At 67.6% G+C, this 1,287-nt stretch carries 1 protein-coding gene; it reads left to right on the forward strand.

Translation table 11 applies throughout. The features are described from left to right. Window positions 1–29: 29 nt before the first annotated feature. On the forward strand, window positions 30–1,287 hold a 1,258-nt coding region (locus Vau01_RS62970; RefSeq protein WP_204015467.1), incomplete at its 3' end, for a PP2C family protein-serine/threonine phosphatase.

The raw sequence follows: 1,287 nt of genomic DNA on the forward strand, positions 1-1,287 counted from the left end.
CGGAGAGTGGCGAACCTGGGAGGGTGCCGATGGCCGATCCGTTGCGGGCCTTTCGCGATCTCGTCGCCGGCTCGCACCAGGCCCGACCCGAGGACGTGCCAGCCCTGGCCATGCGATGCGCGGAACTACTCGACGCCCGCGAGATGGTCATCTATCTGGTGGACTACGAACAGCGCAACCTCATGCCGCTGACCGGCGACGGCACCCCACACCGCACCGCCATCGCCGTCGACGGCACGTTGCCCGGTCGATCGTTCGCGATGACCGAAACGCACGAGACCAACATTGGATCCGGCCTGCGGCTGTGGGTTCCGCTGCTGGACGGCATCGAACGTCTCGGCGTACTCGAAGTGATCACCACAAGGAAGCCGTCACGGGACCTGCTGGCGGACTACCGCACAGCCGCCGGGCTGCTCTCCGAGGTGCTCATGACCCGCCGCGCCTACGGCGACGCCGTCGAAAGAATCCGCCGCCGGCTACCGATGCAACTGGCCGCGGAGATCATCTGGAACCTGCTTCCACCGCTGACCTTCGCCACACCCGACGTGCTGATCAGCGCGATCCTCGAACCGGCCTACGACGTCGGCGGCGACGCCTTCGACTACGCCGTCAACGGCGGCGTCCTGCACGCGGCCGTCTTCGACGCGGTCGGGCACGGCATCGACGCCAGCGCCATGACCTCGCTGACCATCAGCGCCTACCGCAACGCCCGCCGCTGCGGCCTGGACCTGGCAGACACCTACCGCTCGATCGACAAATGGGTCAGCGCCAAATACCCCCACGGCTTCGTGACCGCCGCACTGACCGAACTCGACACCGACCGCGGCCAGTTCCGCAGAATATCCGCCGGCCATCCCGGCGAACTGCTCTTCCGGGACGGCAAACTGGTCAGGACACTGACCGCACCGACCGCGATGCCGCTCGGGCTCGGCCACCTCGGCACAGACATCCCCACGGTCGAGGAGGAGACCCTGCAACCCGGCGATCAGCTCCTGCTCTACACCGACGGCGTCACCGAGGCCCGCACAGACACCAGGGAATTCTTCGGACCAGAACGCCTCATCGAATTCGTCACCCGCAGCCTGGCCGACCACGTATCGGCGCCCGAAACCCTACGCCGCCTCGTCCACGCCATCCTCGAACACCAGCACGAGAACCTGCAGGACGACGCCACCGCGGTCCTGATCGAATGGCAACCCGCCCTGGCCACGACAAGAGACATGCTGCCCGAAACCGCTGCCCGCGAGGTCGGGCGGCCACCGTCGAGCCTGGGCGGCGGCACGACAG

The sequence above is a fragment of the Virgisporangium aurantiacum genome (assembly GCF_016863635.1).
In the GTDB taxonomy this organism is placed as follows: domain Bacteria; phylum Actinomycetota; class Actinomycetes; order Mycobacteriales; family Micromonosporaceae; genus Virgisporangium; species Virgisporangium aurantiacum.